The organism is Jejubacter calystegiae (assembly GCF_005671395.1).
GTDB classification, from domain to species: Bacteria; Pseudomonadota; Gammaproteobacteria; order Enterobacterales; family Enterobacteriaceae; genus Jejubacter; species Jejubacter calystegiae.
The window spans coordinates 1,386,003-1,405,597 of record NZ_CP040428.1 but is presented as its reverse complement, the minus strand read 5'-3'; the positions used below and the strand labels follow the sequence as shown (position 1 = coordinate 1,405,597).

General features: G+C 56.1%; 14 protein-coding genes, 1 rRNA gene and 1 riboswitch. Of the genes, 4 read left to right on the top strand and 11 right to left on the bottom strand.

Annotation, left to right across the window (positions count from 1 at the left end; all coding sequences use genetic code 11):
• Window positions 1–19: 19 nt before the first annotated feature.
• From FEM41_RS06455 to btuB, 3 genes are all read right to left on the bottom strand, one after another.
• A 16S ribosomal RNA gene (locus FEM41_RS06455) occupies window positions 20–1,561 on the bottom strand.
• 356 nt (window positions 1,562–1,917) lie between these two features.
• On the bottom strand, window positions 1,918–2,769 hold the full coding sequence (gene murI / locus FEM41_RS06450; protein ID WP_138095208.1) for a glutamate racemase: 852 nt from the start codon (window positions 2,767–2,769) through the stop codon (window positions 1,918–1,920).
• Window positions 2,714–4,582: a TonB-dependent vitamin B12 receptor BtuB gene (btuB, locus tag FEM41_RS06445; protein WP_138095207.1), complete on the bottom strand. Its 1,869-nt coding sequence runs from the start codon at window positions 4,580–4,582 to the stop codon at window positions 2,714–2,716. The genes murI and btuB overlap by 56 nt, the downstream gene beginning before the upstream one ends.
• Before the next feature lie 69 nt (window positions 4,583–4,651).
• A riboswitch (cobalamin riboswitch) is annotated at window positions 4,652–4,854 on the bottom strand.
• A gap of 82 nt (window positions 4,855–4,936) precedes the next feature.
• Between btuB and trmA the strand changes: the two genes are divergently transcribed.
• On the top strand, window positions 4,937–6,037 hold the full coding sequence (gene trmA, locus FEM41_RS06440) for a tRNA (uridine(54)-C5)-methyltransferase TrmA (RefSeq protein WP_138095206.1): 1,101 nt from the start codon (window positions 4,937–4,939) through the stop codon (window positions 6,035–6,037).
• 48 nt (window positions 6,038–6,085) lie between these two features.
• Here trmA and FEM41_RS06435 read toward each other — a convergent pair whose 3' ends face one another.
• Together FEM41_RS06435 and fabR are read right to left on the bottom strand one after the other, a co-directional pair.
• Entirely contained in the window at window positions 6,086–6,439 is a 354-nt protein-coding gene (locus FEM41_RS06435; protein ID WP_138095205.1) for a YijD family membrane protein, read from the bottom strand.
• Window positions 6,439–7,095, bottom strand: a complete 657-nt coding sequence (fabR, locus tag FEM41_RS06430) for an HTH-type transcriptional repressor FabR (RefSeq protein WP_138099128.1) — start codon at window positions 7,093–7,095, stop codon at window positions 6,439–6,441. Before fabR ends, FEM41_RS06435 begins: the two co-directional genes overlap by 1 nt.
• Before the next feature lie 198 nt (window positions 7,096–7,293).
• Here fabR and sthA point away from each other — a divergent pair, with 198 nt between their 5' ends.
• A complete protein-coding gene (gene sthA / locus FEM41_RS06425) occupies window positions 7,294–8,694 on the top strand; it encodes a Si-specific NAD(P)(+) transhydrogenase (protein ID WP_138095204.1) in 1,401 nt (466 codons plus the stop codon).
• On the opposite strand, the gene oxyR is transcribed toward sthA, so the two are convergent.
• The 5 genes from oxyR to argC all read right to left on the bottom strand — a co-directional run bounded on the left by oxyR (window position 8,677) and on the right by argC (window position 14,416).
• Window positions 8,677–9,594, bottom strand: a complete 918-nt coding sequence (gene oxyR, locus FEM41_RS06420) for a DNA-binding transcriptional regulator OxyR (RefSeq protein ID WP_138095203.1) — start codon at window positions 9,592–9,594, stop codon at window positions 8,677–8,679. The two genes, sthA and oxyR, sit on opposite strands and share 18 nt — an antisense overlap.
• Before the next feature lie 311 nt (window positions 9,595–9,905).
• Window positions 9,906–11,279, bottom strand: coding sequence for an argininosuccinate lyase (gene argH, locus FEM41_RS06415; RefSeq protein WP_138095202.1), 1,374 nt, complete (start codon window positions 11,277–11,279; stop codon window positions 9,906–9,908).
• 87 nt (window positions 11,280–11,366) lie between these two features.
• Window positions 11,367–12,590 (bottom strand): argininosuccinate synthase, encoded by a 1,224-nt coding sequence (locus tag FEM41_RS06410; RefSeq protein ID WP_138095201.1) that lies wholly within the window; start codon window positions 12,588–12,590, stop codon window positions 11,367–11,369.
• Between the two features lie 28 nt (window positions 12,591–12,618).
• Window positions 12,619–13,395, bottom strand: a complete 777-nt coding sequence (argB, locus tag FEM41_RS06405; protein WP_138095200.1) for an acetylglutamate kinase — start codon at window positions 13,393–13,395, stop codon at window positions 12,619–12,621.
• Between the two features lie 16 nt (window positions 13,396–13,411).
• Window positions 13,412–14,416: an N-acetyl-gamma-glutamyl-phosphate reductase gene (gene argC, locus FEM41_RS06400; RefSeq protein WP_138095199.1), complete on the bottom strand. Its 1,005-nt coding sequence runs from the start codon at window positions 14,414–14,416 to the stop codon at window positions 13,412–13,414.
• A gap of 180 nt (window positions 14,417–14,596) precedes the next feature.
• Between argC and argE the strand changes: the two genes are divergently transcribed.
• Window positions 14,597–15,748, top strand: a complete 1,152-nt coding sequence (gene argE, locus FEM41_RS06395; protein ID WP_138095198.1) for an acetylornithine deacetylase — start codon at window positions 14,597–14,599, stop codon at window positions 15,746–15,748.
• Between the two features lie 251 nt (window positions 15,749–15,999).
• Entirely contained in the window at window positions 16,000–18,651 is a 2,652-nt protein-coding gene (gene ppc / locus FEM41_RS06390) for a phosphoenolpyruvate carboxylase (RefSeq protein ID WP_138095197.1), read from the top strand.
• A 46-nt stretch (window positions 18,652–18,697) separates the two neighbouring features.
• On the opposite strand, the gene FEM41_RS06385 is transcribed toward ppc, so the two are convergent.
• Window positions 18,698–19,477: an aminoglycoside adenylyltransferase family protein gene (locus tag FEM41_RS06385; RefSeq protein WP_206665547.1), complete on the bottom strand. Its 780-nt coding sequence runs from the start codon at window positions 19,475–19,477 to the stop codon at window positions 18,698–18,700.
• Between the last annotated feature and the right edge of the window lie 118 nt (window positions 19,478–19,595).

The following is a 19,595-nucleotide window of genomic DNA, read 5'->3' as shown; positions in this document are numbered from 1 at the left end:
CGAAACCTGTATCCAAAGGTAAGGAGGTGATCCAACCGCAGGTTCCCCTACGGTTACCTTGTTACGACTTCACCCCAGTCATGAATCACAAAGTGGTAAGCGCCCTCCCGAAGGTTAAGCTACCTACTTCTTTTGCAACCCACTCCCATGGTGTGACGGGCGGTGTGTACAAGGCCCGGGAACGTATTCACCGTGACATTCTGATTCACGATTACTAGCGATTCCGACTTCATGGAGTCGAGTTGCAGACTCCAATCCGGACTACGACGCACTTTATGAGGTCCGCTTGCTCTCGCGAGGTCGCTTCTCTTTGTATGCGCCATTGTAGCACGTGTGTAGCCCTGGTCGTAAGGGCCATGATGACTTGACGTCATCCCCACCTTCCTCCGGTTTATCACCGGCAGTCTCCTTTGAGTTCCCGACCGAATCGCTGGCAACAAAGGATAAGGGTTGCGCTCGTTGCGGGACTTAACCCAACATTTCACAACACGAGCTGACGACAGCCATGCAGCACCTGTCTCACGGCTCCCGAAGGCACAGTCTCATCTCTGAGACCTTCCGTGGATGTCAAGACCAGGTAAGGTTCTTCGCGTTGCATCGAATTAAACCACATGCTCCACCGCTTGTGCGGGCCCCCGTCAATTCATTTGAGTTTTAACCTTGCGGCCGTACTCCCCAGGCGGTCGACTTAACGCGTTAGCTCCGGAAGCCACGAGTCAAGCTCACAGCCTCCAAGTCGACATCGTTTACGGCGTGGACTACCAGGGTATCTAATCCTGTTTGCTCCCCACGCTTTCGCACCTGAGCGTCAGTCTTCGTCCAGGAGGCCGCCTTCGCCACCGGTATTCCTCCAGATCTCTACGCATTTCACCGCTACACCTGGAATTCTACCTCCCTCTACGAGACTCCAGCTGGCCAGTTTCAAATGCAGTTCCCGGGTTGAGCCCGGGGATTTCACATCTGACTTAACCAACCGCCTGCGTGCGCTTTACGCCCAGTAATTCCGATTAACGCTTGCACCCTCCGTATTACCGCGGCTGCTGGCACGGAGTTAGCCGGTGCTTCTTCTGTCAGTAACGTCAATGCATGAGCGTATTAAGCTCACACCCTTCCTCCTGACTGAAAGTACTTTACAACCCGAAGGCCTTCTTCATACACGCGGCATGGCTGCATCAGGCTTGCGCCCATTGTGCAATATTCCCCACTGCTGCCTCCCGTAGGAGTCTGGACCGTGTCTCAGTTCCAGTGTGGCTGGTCATCCTCTCAGACCAGCTAGGGATCGTCGCCCAGGTAGGCCATTACCCTACCTGCTAGCTAATCCCATCTGGGTTCATCTGATGGCGTGAGGCCCGAAGGTCCCCCACTTTGCTCTTTCGAGATTATGCGGTATTAGCCACCGTTTCCAGTGGTTATCCCCCTCCATCAGGCAGATCCCCAGACATTACTCACCCGTCCGCCGCTCGTCAGCAGAGAAGCAAGCTTCTCCCTGTTACCGCCCGACTTGCATGTGTTAGGCCTGCCGCCAGCGTTCAATCTGAGCCATGATCAAACTCTTCAATTAAAGTTTGATGCTCAAAGAATTAAACTTCGTAATGAATTACGTGTTCACTCTTGAGACTTGATATTCATTTAGCGTCTTTCGACGTTCAGGATATCAGTGCTTTCGAGTGCCCACACAGATTGTCTGATAAATTGTTAAAGAGCAGTGCGCGCTGTTTTGTCAGCGGCGCGGGCTGCGTATATTACGCTTTCCCGCTTGAGAGTCAAGCGTTTATTTTCGCTTTCGTCCCGCTGACCCGGTGTGCCGTAAGGCGTTGTTCCGTGTCAGTGGTGGCGCATTATAGGGCCTGAATTCGTGCTGGCAAGACCCATTCCTAAAAAAAATTCCTAACCGTCTCTTTTTTGCACAAATGCCGTTTAAATCGTCAGTTTTTCCAGTGAGTTAAAGCCATAACGTTGTAAAACCGGCGTAAGTCGTAATGCTTCCGGCGTCAGCGCCATACAAAATGCTTTATTCTGTCCGGCTGAGCCCACCTGAGGAGATTCATGCTCAAGTAACCACGCCGTACGCCTGGCAATCGCAGCCCCGGAATCCACCAGCCGGGTACCGGACGGCAGAATCTGCATCAGTTCATCTTTCAACAGCGGAAAGTGAGTACAGCCCAGAACAACGGTATCCGGCGGTTCCGGCATACGCAGCCAGGGGCGCAAAATTTTGCGCAGTGCCTCCAGCGGAATCGCATCGCCATGCAATTTGGCTTCCGCCAACTCGACCAGCTCCGCGGATCCGATCATTTCGATACGACACTCATTAGCAAAGCGCGAAATAAGCTCCAGGGTATAAGGACGACGTACCGTCGCCCTGGTTGCCAGCAGACCAACAATCCCATTCGCGGTCAGCCGTGCCGCTGGCTTAATGGCGGGAACAACACCAACAACAGGAAACTGGAATTTCTCACGTAGCGCAGGTAGGGAAACCGTGCTCGCGGTGTTACAGGCAATAACCGCCATCGATAACGGGTAACGGGCCTGCACGGCGGTCACAATCTCAACCACTCGCTGCACGATAAACGCCTCTTCTTTCTCTCCATAAGGAAAAGCGACGTTATCGAAAGCATAGATATAGTGAAGGTCAGGCAGAAGTTTGCGGAGCTCATCGTAAACAGAAAGCCCACCGACACCGGAATCGAACACCAGTACGGTGGGCCTGATGTCAGAAGGAGTAGCTGCCAGACAAGGTGTATTCTCGTCCTGCAGTGTGGTAACCATATACTGTCTCGTAATCTTTATCGAACAGGTTGGCTATTCTACCACGAACGGTTAACTGAGAGGTGAGCGGATACGACAGTGCGACATCCCACAGACTGACACCGCCCATTTTTACCAGCTGATTGCCGGTAGCATTATAGTTCCGGTCATAGCGCTCGCCCAGATAACGATAGGTCACTGACCAGCCCAGCGTTTCAACCTGGCCGCTAAGCTCGTATTTCACCTGCTGCTTTGCACGTCGTAACAACACTTCATCCGTCCGGGCATTGCGCGGATCAACGTAGTCGTAAGCAATCTGGTGACTCACCGGACCGGTATCGAAAGAGGCCGTAGCTTCCACCCCTTTGATCCTCGCCTTACCAATGTTGTAGTAACGGTACGTCACCGGGTCTGAATCGATCAGATTGTCGATGTCGTTACGATACCCGGAAACGCGCCAGCTTACCGGCCCGGTCAACCCTTCAATGCCAGCTTCCCACTGCTTGCTCTCTTCAGGATTCAACCGGGTATTGCCATAAAAGTCGCTATAAAGCTGGCCCAGGTTAGGCGCCTTAAAAGCGGTTCCATAAGATCCAATCAATCGATATCCATCGATAAACTCCCAGGCTGCGCTGGTTTGCCAGGTAGTATGCCAGCCAAACTCAGAGTGATCGTCACCGCGAATAGCGCCTTCCAGCGTCACCGGTCCAATAAGCTGCTGAGCCGTCGCGTAGACGCCGGTATTGCGCATTTCATGGCCCTGGCTGAGATATGCCGTACCCGGCTCAGTGGTCTGCTTCTGCCAGTCCACTCCGGCACTAACCGTCCCCTGCCCGACCTGCAGCGTATTGCCCCATTGCAGGTTGTACTGTTTTGTATCATCGAGCGTCGCGCTGGCGTCGTAACGTCCTTTATGCGGATCGTAGTTATAGTCCTTACTGCGGCTGTAACCTGCCACTAACTGCGACGCATAATCGCCTTCACGAAAGCGCAACCCGGCATCCCATCCCTGACTGTAGAGCTGACGGGTATCCGGCAGCCCGGCCACATTATAATTGTCGTCATAAGCCAGCATGCCGTCGTAGTCGGTACGGTTGTCATAGCCATAGCCACGCACAAAACCGGAGACCCGATCGTTAAACTGGTGGTCGACGGCGCCATACAGCGACTTACTCATAAAACCGTCGTGGTCGGGTTGTCGGGGATCGCCATAGTTGTCTGGAAGGTTAGCTACGACATCAAACCCTTTGGTATAGGTGTAGTTACCCGCAAACGTCACCCTGGTCGCTCCAAACTGCTGCTGAGTAGAGGCGTCGTAGTTCTGATAGCCGTGGGACCCCATCCCCGCGCTCAGGGTGGTTCCCGGTTTATCCCGACCAGTGATGATATTCACCACACCGCCAATGGCGTCGGAACCATAAACCGCAGAGCGCGGCCCGCGGATATATTCAATACGCTGAATCAGCGATAGCGGGATCTGGCTGAGATCGGAACTCCCGCTGATCCCAGCGCCGTTCATGCGAATACCATCAATCAACAGAAGAACATGACGGCTTTCCGTGCCGCGAATAAATAGCGAATTGATCTGCCCCAGGCCGCCGTTTTGCGCGATATCCACGCCGGGAAGACGCGACAGAATGTCGGCAACGCTTGTCGCCTGCCATCTGTTGATATCTTCCCGGGTGACCACCGAGGTAGGGGCCAGCACTGAAGAAACAGGTTGAGGGAAACGACTGGCGCTAACCACCAGTGTATCGTCGGTATTACCCTGCGCGCAGACGGAAAAAGCCGTGACGGGTAACACCGTTAACAGCGATATTTTTCTTATCATCATTGTAAATTAAGCATCCAGGTCCAAATCAGGATGCCGCAGGCGCCATCGATAGAACGCGATGATAGCGCCGGAGGCGACGTGTTACCGGCAGGTCTTCGGGCTTGGTGGCGTATCTGGATGAGGACTTCCCACTTTCAGTGAAAGCAGTGTTTGCTTGATGCGTTCATCCCGCCATTCTATACCGCTGCGCGTCAGCTCCAGATTCACACTGGATTCCCTTTTAACTCGGGAGAGGCCGGCCTGCGCATGCTACCGTCGTGACATATAGATGTCCAGACTTCCATAACAACGCTGGACATCATGTGGCTATCCCCTACAATCCCCCGCGTGATTTTGACCCAACTGGAGCGAACCATGACGCCCGAACATCTCCCTACCGATCAGTACGACGTGCAGCTGGCCGAAAAGGTGGTACGTCTGCAAAGTATGATGGCCCCATTTTGTACACTGGTGCCGGAGGTGTTCCGTTCGCCCCTTAGCCACTACCGTATGCGTGCGGAGTTCCGCATCTGGCATGACGGAGACGATCTCTACCACATCATCTTCGAAAGGCAGACCCGCCAGCGGATCCGGGTTGATAGCTTCCCGGCCGCCAGCGATCTGATCAACCAGTTGATGCCGGAAATCCTGAACGGCGTGCGTGACAATCCGGTCCTGCGCAGAAAGCTGTTCCAGGTGGATTATCTGACCACCCTGAGCAATCAGGCGGTGGTTTCCCTGCTCTATCACCGCCCGCTGGATGATGAGTGGAAGCAGCAGGCCATCGCCCTGCGCGACGCGCTGCGCGCCCGCGGCTTTAACCTGCATCTGATCGGTCGGGCCACCAAAACCAAGATCGCTCTGGACCAGGATTATGTCGATGAGCGGATGCCGGTAGGTGGCCGGGAGATGATCTCCCGCCAGGTGGAAAACAGCTTTACTCAGCCGAACGCGGCGATGAATATTCAGATGCTGGAGTGGGCGCTGGAGGTCACCGAAGGGTCACGTGGCGATCTGCTGGAGCTATACTGCGGTAACGGTAACTTTTCCCTGGCGCTGGCTCGTAATTTCCGCCGTGTGCTGGCCACCGAAATAGCCAAGCCGTCGGTTGCCGCGGCACAGTACAATATCGCCGCCAACCATATCGATAACGTGCAGATTATCCGTATGTCTGCAGAAGAATTCACCCAGGCGATGACCGGCGTCCGCGCCTTTAATCGTCTGAAAGGCATCGATTTACAGAGTTACCAGTGCGAGACGATTTTTGTCGATCCACCACGCAGTGGTCTGGATCCGGAAACGGAGAAAATGGTGCAGGGCTATCCACGCATTCTCTATATCTCATGTAATCCGGAAACCCTGTGCAAAAATCTGGAAACGCTGTCGCAGACGCATCAGGTTGAACGGCTGGCCCTGTTCGATCAGTTCCCTTATACCCACCATATGGAGTGCGGCGTGCTGCTGACCCGTCGCTAATAAAAAAGCCGCATAATGCGGCTTTTTTATTTACGCCAGGCGCATGACTTAATGCAATTGCTGGCGCAGACGAAGCTTATAGCCAATCCAGAACAGCAGGATCACCGACAGTACTGAAGGTAGGAAGTTGGAGCCCAAATCGGGATATTCCGCACGCACTACCGAACTGTATATCAACACCCCCAGCACAAAACAGGCGGCGGCAATGCCGGGCAACCCCACTGGCATAGTACGATTCTGGTAGCGCTGATGCAGGCAGTAAACCGTCAGCCCCAGCGTCAGGATAGGGAAAATTGAAAAGGGCACCACGGAGCTGAACAGGGCGGAGCAGGTGCCGTTAATCGACAGCCCGGCCACCAGCGCCAGCAGCAGCGTGCCTTTTTCCTGAATCGACTCTTTCATCACTCTTCCTTCACTTGTAAAGCATGTTGTGCAGCAATCACCGTTTTTTCTTGCTCACGGCGATACCAGTAATAAGCTCCTTTTGAGATCATACGCAGTTGCAGCACCAGTCGCTCTTCGAGCTGAAGGCGCTGCTCTGCGTCGACGTCCAGTGCCTCCGCACCAGCGTTAAAGACAATAGTGACCATCGCTTCCGCCTGGGCTTCCGTGAAGCTGCGCGGCATACGATTCTCCAGCTCCAGATAGTCGGCCAGTTCTGCAATAAAATGCTGAATTTCACGGGCGACGGCGGCACGAAATGCCGCCGAGGTGCCGGAACGTTCACGTAGCAGCAGCCGAAAGGCATTGGGATTATTACCAATAAATTCCATAAAGGTGGCAACCGACGTCCGGATAACGCTCCCCCCTTTGGCGATACGCTGGCGCGCCTGGCGCATCAGTTGACGCAGCATCAGACCGCTTTCGTCCACCATGGTTAGCCCCAGTTCATCCACGTCACGAAAATGCCGGTAAAAAGAGGTAGGCGCGATTCCGGCCTCACGGGCAACCTCACGCAGACTGAGGCTGGCAAAACTCCGCTCGGCACTTAACTGGCTGAACGCGGCCTCAATCAATGAACGCCGGGTTCTCTCTTTCTGTTGCGCTCTTACACCCATCACGATGCCTGAATCCTTCCAACTTATTACGGGCACTATATCAGAGTTTAAAACTACCCGGTCTATAAAGGATTGTGAATGATTGTTTACGCGAGCAACATCAGGTAAGACAGGAAAACGCACAATTAGAATTGGGGCATTTACCCGTTGATGTTACCATTCTGTTGATTTTATGTATAAGAACAGGTGAATCTTACCATGCCACATTCCTGGGATTATGACGCAATAGTAATAGGTTCCGGCCCGGGCGGCGAAGGCGCCGCGATGGGGCTGGTGAAACAGGGAGCCCGAGTCGCCGTCATAGAGCGCTATCATAACGTCGGCGGCGGCTGTACCCACTGGGGCACCATCCCCTCTAAAGCACTGCGTCAGGCCGTTAGCCGGATTATCGAATTTAACCAGAACCCTCTTTACAGCGACCACACCCGACTCCTCCGTTCCTCTTTTGCCGACATTCTTCGCCACACCGAAAGCGTTATCAGTCAGCAGACCAACCTGCGTCAGGGCTTTTACGAGCGTAACCACTGCGAGATCCTGCAGGGCAATGCCCGCTTTACCGATGAGCACACCATTGCGCTGGAGTGCCCGGACGGCAGCGTGGAAACCATTACCGCCGAGAAATTTGTTATCGCCTGCGGTTCACGCCCCTACCGTCCGACGGACGTCGATTTTAACCACCCGCGTATTTACGACAGCGACTCCATTCTCAGCCTGCATCATGAACCGCGCCACGTTATTATCTACGGCGCCGGGGTTATTGGCTGTGAATATGCGTCTATCTTCCGGGGAATGAGCGTCAAAGTTGACCTTATCAACACCCGCGATCGCCTACTGGCCTTCCTGGATCAGGAGATGTCCGATTCGCTCTCATACCACTTCTGGAACAGCGGCGTGGTCATTCGCCACCACGAAGAGTATGAGCAGATCGAAGGAGTTGAGGATGGGGTCATCGTCCATCTGAAATCTGGTAAGAAAGTGAAGGCCGACTGCCTGCTGTATGCCAACGGCCGTACCGGTAATACGGACAGCCTGGATCTGGATACGATTGGGCTGAAGGCGGACAGCCGTGGCCAGCTGAAGGTCAACAGTATGTATCAGACAGCGCTGCCGCACATCTGGGCCGTGGGCGACGTGATCGGCTACCCAAGCCTGGCTTCCGCCGCCTACGATCAGGGACGTATCGCTGCTCAGGCGATGGCAAAGGGTGAAGCGGCTGCCCATCTGGTGGATGATATCCCGACCGGAATCTACACCATTCCGGAAATCAGCTCCGTCGGCAAAACCGAACAGCAGCTTACGGCAATGAAAGTGCCATACGAGGTGGGTCGCGCCCAGTTTAAACACCTGGCGCGGGCGCAGATCGTCGGTATGAACGTGGGCACACTCAAGATCCTGTTCCATCGTGAAACCAAAGAGATCCTGGGCATCCACTGCTTTGGCGAGCGGGCAGCCGAGATTATCCACATCGGCCAGGCGATCATGGAGCAGAAAGGTGGCGGTAACAACATCGAGTACTTCGTTAACACCACCTTCAACTACCCGACCATGGCGGAAGCCTATCGGGTAGCGGCGCTGAACGGCTTAAACCGCCTTTTTTAAGGCGTTGTCGAAGTGGCCATCCATCTGAGTACGGATGGCCTCAGCCAGTTGCTCATAGCGGCTGCGCAGCGGTGAGCCCGGACGATACACCAGACCTATAGTGCGTTTGGGCTCAGGTTTGTAGCACGGCAGATAAACCACACCATCACGCTTACGCTCCTGAGGCACTGCCAGCGCCGGCAACAGCGTAATACCGCTCCCCGCAGCCACCATATTGCGCAGCGTCTCCAGGCTGGTAGCACGAAAATGAGTGTCTTCATCGGCGCCCGCTTCAAAGCAAAAACCCATGGCCTGATCGCGCAGGCAGTGGCCGTCTTCCAGCATTAGCAGTTTCTCGCCGGACAGGTCGGACATCGGCACCCGATCGCGTCCCACCCACGGGTGATCCTCGTACACCGCCAGCAGCATCGGCTCATCGAACAGCGGCACCTCAATAAAGGACTCACTCTCTTTTACCAGCGCCAGAATCGCACAGTCGAGCTTACCGCTGTCGAGCTGGGCCAGCAACTGATGGGTCTGAGCTTCGTGCAGGTACATCTCCAGCTTAGGAAATTCCTGATGCAACTGCGGCACAATATGCGGCAACAGGTAAGGCCCGACCGTGGGGATCAGCCCGATATGCAGCGGGCCGGACATGGTCTCGCCCTGCTGGCTCGCCATTTCGCGCAGCACCTTAACTTCACGCAGCACCGTACGCGCCTGATCCACCAGCAGCAGGCCGGCCTGAGTGAAGAGCACCTTACGGCTGGTTCGTTCCAGCAGCATAACGCCCAGTTCATCCTCCAGCTTGCGAATCTGCCCGCTGAGGGTCGGTTGGCTAACGTGGCAGGAATCTGCCGCACGACGAAAATGGCGATGCTCAGCCAACGCCACCAGGTATTCAAGATCACGAATATTCATTATTCATCCTCCGCCACCATGATAGTCCATGGCGATAGATAGCATAGCAACCAACGATTACCCCTATCAAGTATTCTGGTGAATAATCATATCCAACAAAGGGAGACTTTCCGCACTTCCGGAATTTCCCTCTGTAGAGAACCCTCTCTGACCTGTCTGATGACAGCGCCTGGTCTTCAGGGCTTATCCCCCCTGAATCCAGGCATCACAGCCAACGTGAACTTTGAAGTTTTTTAGCGGACGCCACGTCCGCTTTTTTTTGCATAAAAAACCCGACGCGATAGCCGGGTCTGTGATGGCATCAGAGGTGACTAACCAAGGCGCTTGTCCGCAGCTTCCAGCGCCAGAGCGACCTGCTGGGGCGATACCCCCCCTTTCGCGGCACGCTTATCCAGGCAGGATTGCAGACTCAGAATCTCATAAACATCCTCATCAATCGTGGCGCTGAATTTCTGAAGGTCAGCCAGGGCCAGATCTTCCAGAGACTTGCTTTGACGGATAGCTTCGACCACCGCTTCACCCACGATATGGTGCGCTTCACGGAACGGAACGCCTTTAGCGACCAGATAGTCCGCCAGCTCGGTGGCATTGGCATACCCCTGCTGGGCGGCCTCCTGGCAGCGTGGGCGCTTCACCTGAATGCCGTCCAGCACCAGCGTCGCCATATGCAGGCTATCCAGCCAGGTATCGAGCGCGTCGAACAACCCTTCTTTGTCTTCCTGCATATCTTTGTTGTAGGCCAGCGGTAGCCCTTTCAGGGTCATCATCATGCCGGTCAGGGCTCCCTGAACCCGGCCGCACTTACCGCGCAGCAGTTCCAGTGCATCAGGGTTCTTCTTCTGCGGCATCAGCGAAGAGCCCGAAGTCACACGATCGGAAAGTTCGATAAAGCCCGCTTCGCCGGAGTTAAAGAAGATCAGGTCTTCGGCATAGCGCGACAGATGCACCATGCCGATAGCCGCCGCAGAGAGCAGTTCCAGCACATGATCGCGATCGGATACGCTGTCCAGACTGTTACGGGTGGCAGAGGCAAAACCCAGCCAGCCCGCCAGTTGTTCACGATCGATCTCATAGGCGGTGCCCGCCAGCGCCCCGCTGCCCAGCGGGCTGACATCCAGCCGCTTCAGGGCATCTTCCAGTCGGCTTTCATCACGGGCCAGCATCTCAACATAGGCCAGGCACCAGTGAGCGAAAGTCACCGGTTGGGCGCGCTGCAGGTGGGTATAACCCGGCATCACCGCATCCTGATTGTCCCGGGCAGTGGCGACCAGCGCCTTCTGGAATTCACGATTCGCTTCCAGCAGTGCCGCTACCTGAGCCTTGCACCACAGTTTCAGATCGGTGGCGACCTGATCATTACGGCTACGCCCGGTGTGCAGCTTTTTACCCAACTGCCCGACTTTGTCGATCAGTTTCCCTTCCACCCAGCTATGAATATCTTCGGCATCGCTGGTCAGAATCTGCTGCGGGTCGGCCTGAACCTCTTTGAGCAGGGTATTCAGCGCCGCTTCGAGCTGTTGTTGCTCTTCCCCGGTCAGAACCCCCACCGTCACCAGCGCTTTGGACCAGGCGACGGAGCCGACAATGTCCTGCTCTGCCAGACGGTAATCGAAGCGCAGAGAATCATTAAACTGTTTGAACCGCTGGTCCGCCGCCTGAGAAAAACGCCCGCCCCAAAGTGCCATAGTTATACTCCGTATCTTATCTGTCTGTTGCCATCAGTCGTTGTTATACAGGCACCGGGGAAAAATCCGCCCGGTGCCTCAGGGTTATCAGCCCTGCTGTTTCTTTTCGTTCAGCGCACGGATCCTTGAAGAGAGCGAGAACAAGCGGATAAAGCCGCCAGCGTGGCTGTGGTCGTAGACTTCGTCTTCGCCAAAGGTGGCGAACTCTTCGCTGTACAGGCTGTTCGGCGAACGTTTCTGCAGCGCAGTCACCTGACCTTTGTAAAGCTGCAGTACCACTTCGCCGTTCACCTCTTCCGCCAGAGATTCCGCAGCGGCCTGCAGGGACTGACGCAGCGGTGCGAACCAGCGTCCGTCATACACCACGTAGGACATTTCCAGACCTACCTGCTGACGCCACTTGTAGCTGTCGCGATCCAGAACCAATTGCTCAACGCCACGCAGCGCCGCCATCATGATGGTGCCCCCGGGAGTTTCATAGCAGCCGCGGGACTTGATACCCACCAGACGGTTTTCCACGATGTCTACCCGGCCCACGCCGTGTTTCGCACCCAGGGCATTCAGTTTCTCAAGGCACTGGAAGGGGCTCAGCGCTTCACCATTAACGGCAACAACTTTGCCTTTTTCCACGCTGATGGTCACCAGCTCCGGTTTATCCGGGGCTTCCAGCGGATCCACCGTCCAGACCCAACAGTCTTTATTCGGCGCGTTCCACGGGCTTTCCAGCACGCCACCTTCGGTGGAGATGTGCCAGGCGTTCTCATCACGGCTGTAGATTTTCTCAAGCGTGGCTGTGGTTGGAATATCACGCTCTTTCAGGTAAGCCAGCAGCGCTTCACGGGAACGCAGGTTCCACTCACGCCACGGGGCGATAACTTTCAGTTCCGGCGCCAGAGCCGCCCAGGCGGACTCAAAACGCACCTGATCGTTACCTTTACCGGTAGCACCATGGCACAGCGCATCCGCGCCCACTTTTTTCGCCACATCGACCAGCGCTTTCGCAATCAGCGGACGCGCCATGGAAGTCCCCAGTAAATAGGTCTCTTCATACAGCGCGCCAGTCTGCAGCACCGGATAGACATAATCACGGATGAACTCTTCACGCAGATCCACCACATGACACTCAATGGCGCCTGAACGCAGCGCTTTCTGCTCTACGCCCTGCAGATCGTCACGATCCTGGCCGATATCCACCACGCAGGCGACCACTTCGCACCCTTCATAGGTTTCTTTCAGCCAGGGAATAATCGCTGAGGTATCCAGTCCGCCGGAGTAGGCGAGAACCACTTTTTTGATGCCGTGATTTTGCATTGTTTTTTTCCTTCAAGAACGCTGTAACTTACGCAATGATCCGGGTGCCAATGGCCACGCCGCTAAATAAAGAGGGAAGCTGTTCCGCATGGCGCCATGAGGCGATATCCACCGGGCGACGCAGGGTACGGGCCGCGTCCAGCGCGGCATTGACCTTCACCACCATGCCGTCGGTAATAATGCCCTGCGCGATCAGCTCATCGGCGCGGGCGGCGGTCATTTCATTAATGCGCTGCCCTTTGCCGTCCAGAATGCCGCTCACGTCCGACAGCAGAACCAGGTCCGCTCCCAGGGTAGCCGCCAGCGCTGTGGCGGCCTGATCGGCATTCACATTCATTAACTGTCCGTCTTCAGTCACGCCGATGGAGCTCACCACCGGCAGGAACCCGGCGTCGAACAGGCCGGAAATCAGTCTGGCAGAGCCGGGCTGTGCCTTACCAACATGCCCCAGTTCTTCATCAAGCTGGGTCACTTTCACGCTGTCACCGTCTCCCAGACACAGGCCAACCGCGTCTATCTGGCTGCGCTTCGCCCAGGCCAGCAGCGTCTTATTTGCGGTTCCCGCCAGGGCGCCGGTAATAATGCCAATTTGATCGGCAGGGGTGACCCGCAAACCATTTTTCTTCACCACCGGCAGGGAGAGCTGCTTCATCAGCTCATCCACCAGGCAGCCGCCACCGTGCACAATGGCAATCGGGCGGTGACTCGCCTGACGATACTCCGCAAGGGCGCTAAACAGGCGCGCCATCGCCTCTTCGCTATCCAGTAATACGCCGCCTAACTTAATAATTAACGGATTCATCATCGCCCCTGACAGTCGGTTAAATAAGGGATTCGGTTTCATTAAAGCCAAAACGGATATTGGCGCACTGTACGGCCTGCGCCGCCGCCCCCTTCAGCAGGTTATCTTCGGCGGCCACCACAATCAGATGATCCCCCTGAACGGCAAAGCCAATATCGCAGAACGGCAGGCCAACCACGTTTTTCAACGCCGGTACACCATTTTCATAGAGCCGCACCAGCGGTTTATCGCCATACGCCTGCGCATAACATTCAGCCACCTGGGTCTGACTCACGCCAGAGCGCAGACGACAGGTAATGGTTTCCAGAATGCCACGCGGGAAATTGCCCAAGTGCGGGGTAAAGATCACCTCGGTCCCCAGATGGGTGGCAATTTCCGGACGATGGCGATGGGTAAAGACGCCATAGGGTTGCAGACTCACTTCGCAGAAACTGTTAGCGAGACCCGCCTTACGCCCGGCGCCGCTCACGCCGCTGGTCGCGTTGATCACCGGCCACTGGTTAAGATCCAGCAGCCCGCCGTCGATCAGCGGTTTCAGAGACAACTGGGCCGCCGTAGGGTAACAACCCGGCACCGCCACCAGTTTCGCCTCTTTCAGTTTGTCGCCCTGCCACTCAGCCAGACCGTAAACCGCCTGTTCCAGCAAAGCCGGGTACTGATGAGTAAAACCGTAATACTGTTGATAAAAGTCAGGATCGTTAACCCGCCAGGCGCCGGAAAGGTCGAACACCACGCAACCCGCGTCCAGAAACTGAGGCGCCAGGTCATGACTCACCTCATGGGCAGTCGCCAGAAACACCACATCCACGCCTTTGGCGAATGCGCTGATGCCATCCATCGGCTGTAACGGGAGATCGACCCGCCCCTTCAGCTGTGGGTGCAGATCGGAAATCAACTTTCCGGCATCCGCACTTTGCGCCGAAACCGTCAAAGCGGTTATGGTCATGTGTGGATGGCGATGGATGTAGGCCGCAAGCTCTGCGCCGGTATACCCACTGGCTCCGACAATCAGCGTATTCAACATCGGGGCTAAAACCTTCTTATCACGTCATTTAATCCCAGGACACCGGTCATCCGGAATGCCCGCGAGGCGAGTGCAGGAACCACCACAGTACGGCAAGGTTCATTCACACATGCAATAATGGATTTTTATTCATTATTACTGCATGATTATCTATACTCTTGAGACCTGAGGCTGTCAACCGTGAAGACGAAATTACCGCCCTTTATTGAGATTTATCGTGAGCTGATCGCTACCCCCTCCATCAGTGCAACCGAAGCGGCGCTGGACCAAAGTAATGAGGCTTTAATCAATTTGCTGGCAGGCTGGCTGGAAACGATCGGTTTCCAGGTAGAAATCCAACCCGTTCCTGAAACGCGCAATAAATTCAACTTGTTAGCAACAGCCGGACAGGGGGAAGGCGGTCTGATGCTGGCCGGACATACCGATACGGTGCCTTTCGACGACGGGCGCTGGACCCGGGATCCCTTCACGCTGACGGAGCATGACAACAAGCTCTACGGGCTGGGTACCGCCGATATGAAAGGCTTCTTTGCCTTTATCGTCGATGCGCTACGTGACATGGATGTGAAAACGCTTAAAAAACCGCTTTATATTCTGGCTACCGCCGATGAAGAGACTTCCATGGCGGGGGCGCGCTATTTTTCCCAAAGCAGCACCCTGCGCCCCGACTGTGCCATTATCGGCGAGCCGACCTCCCTGCAACCGGTACGCGCCCATAAGGGCCATATGTCCGATGCGATACGTATTCTGGGCCAGTCCGGTCATTCCAGCGATCCGGCGCGCGGTGTGAATGCTATTGAGCTGATGCATGAAGCCATTGGTCATATTCTGACGCTGCGTGACGAGCTGAAAGAGCGCTACCACCATGATGCCTTCACCATCCCTTACCCCACTCTGAACCTGGGTCACATTCACGGCGGCGATGCCTCCAACCGCATCTGCGCCTGCTGCGAGATGCATATGGATATCCGCCCTCTGCCCGGCATGACGCTGGGCGATCTCAACGGCCTGCTGAATGACGCGCTGGCGCCCGTAAGCGAACGCTGGCCGGGGCGACTGACGATTTCTGAACTGCATCCACCGATTCCGGGTTACGAATGTCCACCAGACCACCGACTGGTAACAGTGGTGGAAAAGCTGCTCGGTACCCGAGCGGATGTGGTGAACTACTGCACCGAAGCTCCTTTCATCCAGGAACTGTGCCCGACGCTGGTACTCGGTCCCGGCTCCATCAATCAGGCCCACCAGCCGGACGAGTATCTGGAAACGCGTTTTATTAAGCCTACCCGCGAACTCATCACTCAGGTAGTCCAGCACTTCTGCCAGCTCTGAGCAACGCCATTACGTGCGCGCGCCGCCCCTCTCACCGATGAAATTATCGACGAAGAGAGGTGGCGGCTTTATAAGCGAAACTTATGTCGCATCCGGTGAGTTAAGTCGTGCGAATTTTTCCCGATATCACGTTGGCTGAACCGATTTCGCTACATTTGACGAACGGGATCTTACGTGGCTTTATAAAAGACGGTGTTGAGCCCGAAAGGGCGAAAATTGACTAAAAAATCAAGATGGGTGTCTGGGATCATATGAACGAACAATATTCTGCTTTGCGAAGCAATGTCAGTATGCTCGGCAAACTGCTTGGGGATACTATCAAGGATGCATTGGGAGAGAACATCCTTGAACGGGTGGAAACCATCCGCAAATTATCGAAGTCATCCCGGGCAGGCAATGAAGCCGACCGCCAGGAGTTGCTCAGCACGTTGCAGAATCTCTCTAACGATGAGTTACTCCCCGTTGCCCGCGCATTCAGTCAGTTCCTGAATCTGGCCAACACCGCGGAACAGTTCCACAGCATCTCCGCCAGAGGTGAGGATGCCAGTAACCCGGAAATACTGGCCCGTACCCTGCGTAAGCTGAAATCCCAGCCCGAGCTGAGCGACGCCGGTATCAAGCGCGCCATTGAAAGCCTTTCCCTGGAGCTGGTACTGACCGCCCACCCCACCGAAATCACACGCCGTACCCTGATTCACAAAATGGTTGAGGTTAACAACTGCCTCAAGCAGCTCGATCATAAAGATCTGGCCGACTACGAGCGCAACCAGATTATGCGCCGTCTCCGCCAGTTGATTGCCCAGTCCTGGCATACCGATGAGATCCGCAAACATCGTCCCACCCCGGTGGATGAAGCCAAATGGGGCTTCGCGGTGGTGGAAAACAGCCTGTGGGAAGGGGTGCCAAACTACCTGCGCGAGCTGAACGAACAGCTGGAAACCCACTTCGACTACCAGCTTCCGGTCGACTGTGTGCCAGTTCGCTTCACCTCCTGGATGGGCGGCGATCGCGACGGCAACCCGAACGTCACCGCAGATATCACCCGCCACGTCCTGTTACTGAGCCGCTGGAAGGCCACCGACCTGTTCCTTAAAGATATCCAGGTGCTGGTCTCCGAGCTTTCGATGGTGGAATGCACCGATGAGCTGCGCGCCCTTGCCGGCGCTGAAGGCGAACAGGAGCCGTATCGCTTTATCATGAAGGGGCTGCGCTCGCGCCTGATGGCGACCCAGGCCTGGCTGGAAGCGCGCCTGAAAGGGCAAAAACTGCCGAAGCCTGAAGGGCTGCTGACCCATAACGCCGAGTTATGGGAACCGCTCTACGCCTGCTACCAGTCGCTGGTCGCCTGCGGCATGGGCATTATCGCTAACGGCGATCTGCTCGATACCCTGCGTCGCGTAAAAACGTTCGGCGTGCCGCTGGTTCGCATCGATATTCGCCAGGAGAGCACCCGTCATACCGAAGCGCTGGGCGAAATGACCCGCTATCTGGGCATCGGCGATTACGAAAGCTGGTCAGAAGCCGACAAACAGGCCTTCCTGGTCCGCGAACTGAATTCCAAGCGTCCGCTGCTGCCGCACCAGTGGGATCCGAGCCCGGAAACCCGTGAAGTGCTGGATACCTGCAAAGTGATCGCCGAAGCGCCCCAGGGATCGATCGCCGCTTACGTGATCTCCATGGCCAAAACGCCGTCCGACGTACTGGCGGTCCATCTGCTGCTAAAAGAAGCGGGTATTGGCTTTGCGCTACCGGTGGCACCGCTGTTCGAAACCCTGGAAGATCTGAATAACGCCAACGACGTGATGACTCAGTTACTGAATATCGACTGGTATCGCGGCTTTATTCAGGGCAAGCAGATGGTGATGATCGGCTATTCCGACTCGGCGAAGGATGCCGGGGTAATGGCCGCCTCCTGGGCTCAGTACCAGGCGCAGGATGCGTTAATCAAAACCTGTGAAAAAGCGGGCATTGAGCTGACGCTGTTCCACGGTCGCGGTGGCTCCATCGGTCGCGGCGGCGCCCCTGCGCACGCAGCGTTGCTTTCCCAGCCTCCGGGCAGCCTGAAGGGCGGCCTGCGCGTGACCGAACAGGGCGAAATGATCCGCTTTAAATATGGTCTGCCGGAAATCACCATCAGCAGCCTGTCGCTCTATACCGGGGCGATTCTGGAAGCTAACCTGCTGCCGCCGCCGGAGCCGAAACAGGCCTGGCGTCATATCATGGATGAGCTGTCGGTACTTTCGTGCAATATGTACCGCGGCTATGTGCGTGAAAATCAGGACTTCGTGCCCTATTTCCGCTCCGCCACCCCGGAAGTAGAACTGGGCAAACTGCCGCTGGGCTCGCGTCCGGCCAAACGTCGCCCCACCGGCGGTGTGGAGTCGCTACGCGCTATTCCATGGATTTTCGCCTGGACCCAGAACCGCCTGATGCTGCCGGCCTGGCTTGGCGCCGGTGCCGCGCTGCAAAAAGTGGTGGATGACGGTAAGCAGAGCGAACTGGAAGTGATGTGCCGCAACTGGCCGTTCTTCTCCACCCGTCTGGGTATGCTGGAGATGGTGTTCTCCAAAGCAGACCTGTGGCTGGCGGAATATTACGACCAGCGTCTGGTGGATTCGTCACTGTGGCCGCTGGGTAAGGAATTGCGTAAGCAACTGGCGGCGGATATTGAACTGGTGCTGGCTATCGCCAACGATTCTCATCTGATGGCGGATCAGCCGTGGATTGCCGAATCCATCGCGCTGCGTAATATCTACACCGATCCGCTGAACGTACTGCAGGCCGAACTTCTGCACCGTTCCCGCGAAGCGGAAACCCAGGATAAAGAGCCGGATCCGCGCGTCGAACTGGCGCTGATGGTCACCATCGCCGGTATCGCCGCCGGGATGCGTAACACCGGCTAAACGCCCCTGTTGATAATAATCGCCCCGCTATATGCGGGGCGATTTTTTATGTCAGGCAGGCCACGACTTTATCGCTCAGCAGACGTACCAGCGTCGCTACCTGCAATTTCTTGTTCCACCAGTTGTCCTGTACCTCGCCAAGATAACCAAGGCGGGCCAGTGCCAATAAATCCCCCTGCTCCGGCGTCAACCGCTGTACCGCCCAGGCGGCAGCAACATCCTTAGGCGCAATCTCCCCGGTATCCAGCGTCAGCCACATCCGCGCCAGGGTAAGCAGTACGTTACGCTCGTCGCCTTCGACACCCGCCAGTAATGTGGGAAGCGCATCGCCAATCGCGCGCCGTATATCGCTCAGAGGAACGGGGGGAATTACCCAATCGGCATTATCGCCCCACAGCGTCAGGCTACACTGCCTGATCTGATGCAGCACAATCGCCAGGTCAGGATCGGCCGCTGGCCCGGCGATTGTGCCCCGCAAAAAATCCTGCCTCAGCCACTCGCCGTAAACCAGTTCGCTCACGGGCGGATAACGCCAGGGTATCAGGTTAGCGCGCTGTACTATCGTCAGTTCCAGGGCGCGCAGCCCCTGGTCATTGCCCGGCTCGCCTGACAGAGTCAGTAGTCTGGCAACAATGGCCCGCCGCGACTCTTCGCTAAGGGGCTCATCAACCACCACCAGCACATCCACATCGCTATCCGGCCTTAAGCCGCCATTCACCGCCGATCCGAACAGCCAACCCGCGCTCGCCCCTTCAGCCAGAAGTTGCACAAGCCGCCCGGCCTCACGGGCTATCTCTGGCACAATAACGCCTCTTTTTAGCTCCACGGACCCTCCCTCTTCGCTTGTGGTGATACCTTCATTCTGGACCAGCTACCGAATATGTTGTTCAGGGGTTATCTGAAAGTGAAAATTCGGAAATTACCGCCAGGCGATCCGCCACCCG